Source organism: Pseudomonas sp. CM25 (assembly GCF_013179705.1).
Classification (GTDB): domain Bacteria; phylum Pseudomonadota; class Gammaproteobacteria; order Pseudomonadales; family Pseudomonadaceae; genus Aquipseudomonas.
In genome coordinates this window covers 1-2,005 of record NZ_JABMCW010000577.1, presented here as the reverse complement: position 1 = coordinate 2,005, position 2,005 = coordinate 1, and the positions used below count along the sequence as shown (strand labels likewise).

General features: G+C 63.5%; 3 protein-coding genes. All 3 read left to right on the top strand.

Going from position 1 to position 2,005, the window contains the following annotated elements; all coding sequences use genetic code 11:
- The first annotated feature begins 157 nt into the window (after positions 1-157).
- From HP546_RS29610 to HP546_RS29600, 3 genes are read left to right on the top strand one after another with little or no spacing between them, the layout of a single operon-like run.
- The gene (locus HP546_RS29610) at positions 158-913 is read left to right on the top strand and encodes a PFL_4669 family integrating conjugative element protein (RefSeq protein ID WP_172233250.1); all 756 of its coding nucleotides are present in this window, start codon (positions 158-160) and stop codon (positions 911-913) included.
- Positions 910-1,404: a DUF3158 family protein gene (locus HP546_RS29605; protein WP_172233247.1), complete on the top strand. Its 495-nt coding sequence runs from the start codon at positions 910-912 to the stop codon at positions 1,402-1,404. The genes HP546_RS29610 and HP546_RS29605 overlap by 4 nt, the downstream gene beginning before the upstream one ends.
- A gap of 5 nt (positions 1,405-1,409) precedes the next feature.
- On the top strand, positions 1,410-1,838 hold the full coding sequence (locus HP546_RS29600; RefSeq protein WP_172233244.1) for a single-stranded DNA-binding protein: 429 nt from the start codon (positions 1,410-1,412) through the stop codon (positions 1,836-1,838).
- Positions 1,839-2,005: the final 167 nt, after the last annotated feature.

Sequence of the window (2,005 nt, the reverse complement as noted above, 5' to 3'; positions counted from 1 at the left end):
ACATAGGGCTGGAACTCGGTGGACATAATGCCGATGCCATTGATTCCAGCAACGTCCACCGTTCCGGAAATGTGACCGCACCACCTTCGCGATGATTCGCGTCGCCGGCCAGGGTTAGGCCCATCGTCGGCGTCATTCCGACGGCGAGGTATTGGCGATGGTCGATCACTACCAACTCAACCTGGGCTCACTGCGCAGCAGCATCACCCTCACCCTTCACACCCACCATGCGGCACGGCTGTGGCAGGGGCGCAGCGGCCGCGACGGGGTACACCCGATCCTGGGCATGCCCGGTTACATCAGCGTCACCAACCTGCTCAAGCACGCCAGCAGCCAAGGTGATCCGTACGCGGACTGGTTCATGCTGCAGCTGGAAGCAAAGCTGCTGCAGGCCAGGTTGGACATGGCCACGTTGACGCAGCAAATGAGCCGCGTAGAACGGGCTCTGCCCACGCAAGTCGATGTCGGCGACAACCTCAACATCCACCCCGTCACCCTGCCGCTGTTCATTGGCAGCCAGCTGGGCTTTCTCGCGATCTACCTGCTCACCGACTACGACACCTTGGTCCGGCGGGTGCTGCTCGCCCACCATACGGCGCTGATCGGCCGAGGCGACATGGAGTCCTGGATCGATGGCGGCGCACATCTGCTGCGCAGCCTGTTTGGCCTGGCGCAGCGCTACCGCCTGGCCGGGGTGAACCGCGACGACATGGCCGCCAACAACGCTCGCGCCCGCGAAGCCATCGACAAGTTCGGCACCCTGCCGCAGGACATTCTCGAAGGGACGCGCCGCTCCCAGTTCGCCCCGCCAATCGCCCGCAGCAAAGCGCCGTCCGAGCTCGAAGGCCCTAATCCGGCCGAAGCCGAGGAGCAGCCCACCGCCGACACCCCGGACGACGGGGGTGAGGCATGACCCTGGCCGAAGCCATTGCCCGGCGTTTGTCCGCCGATGCCTATCGCGAGTTCGCACAAGGTGCCTCCCTAAAAGGCCTTTTAAAGCCTTTTAAGGGTAAGGGGGAGCTGCAGCAGTTCGCCGAGTCGATCCTGCGCCTGCGCACCCAGGTCGCCGAGTTGATGGCGGTGATGCTGGCGGTCATGGCCCAGCCACCCTTCTCGTTGCTGGACCTGCGTTTGGTCGTCCAGCACAGCGCGACGGGCACCGATTTCCTGCGCTGGCGCAGCCCGGATTTTCTGCGCATGGGCGTGCAGGTGTGGCAGGAGACGGTGGTTCAGCCGCGGCTGCACCCTGAGCTGCGGCAGGCGTTGTATCAGCTGGAGACCAACCGTGTGGTGCTGAACCTGCAGATGAGCAGCCTGCAGTCGCTGTATCGCCAGGCCATCACCGGTGCCAGCAAGCTCGAGGCCGCCGAGCTTGCCCTAACCCGTTCCCCCACCGTGGAGTAACCCCCATGAGTACTTTGTTTGTTGGTGAAGGCAACATCGGCAGCGTTCCTGAATTTCAAGAGTTCAACACCAACCCGGATGAGCCGCGGCGCCTACTGCGGCTGAATGTCTATTTCGACAACCCGGTACCACGCGAAGGCGGCTACGAGGATCGCGGCGGCTACTGGGCGCCCGTCGAGCTCTGGAACCGCGACGCCGAACACTGGGCCACGCTGTACCAGAAAGGCATGCGTGTCCTGGTTGAAGGGCGCACGGTCAAGGAGGAATGGGAGGACAGCGAGGACAACGCACGGGTGACGTTCAAGGTGGAGGCGCGGCGCATCGGTATTCTGCCGCACCGCCTGGCCTCGGTGACCATGCGCGAGAAAGCCAGCGACAACGCCAGTTCCTCGCGCAAAGGGGGAGGCAAGAAAGCGCCACGCAAGTCCGGGTAAGCGCGTGGTACTCAGTGGAATCGCCGCCCGCAGCGCGATATCACTGGAGCCATACAGTCAACCCAGCGGGCAATAGCTGCGGCTGCCGATGTTTCACTCTCGCCTGGCACTCCTATGCCGCTCATGTTCCAGCATTTGCTTCACTTCCGCCAAATACTGGTCCAGGG

Coding starts and splice junctions, on each gene's coding strand:
- HP546_RS29610 (WP_172233250.1), top strand. CDS start 158: ATGGTCGATCACTACCAACTCAACCTGGGCTCACTGCGCAGCAGCATC.
- HP546_RS29605 (WP_172233247.1), top strand. CDS start 910: ATGACCCTGGCCGAAGCCATTGCCCGGCGTTTGTCCGCCGATGCCTAT.
- HP546_RS29600 (WP_172233244.1), top strand. CDS start 1,410: ATGAGTACTTTGTTTGTTGGTGAAGGCAACATCGGCAGCGTTCCTGAA.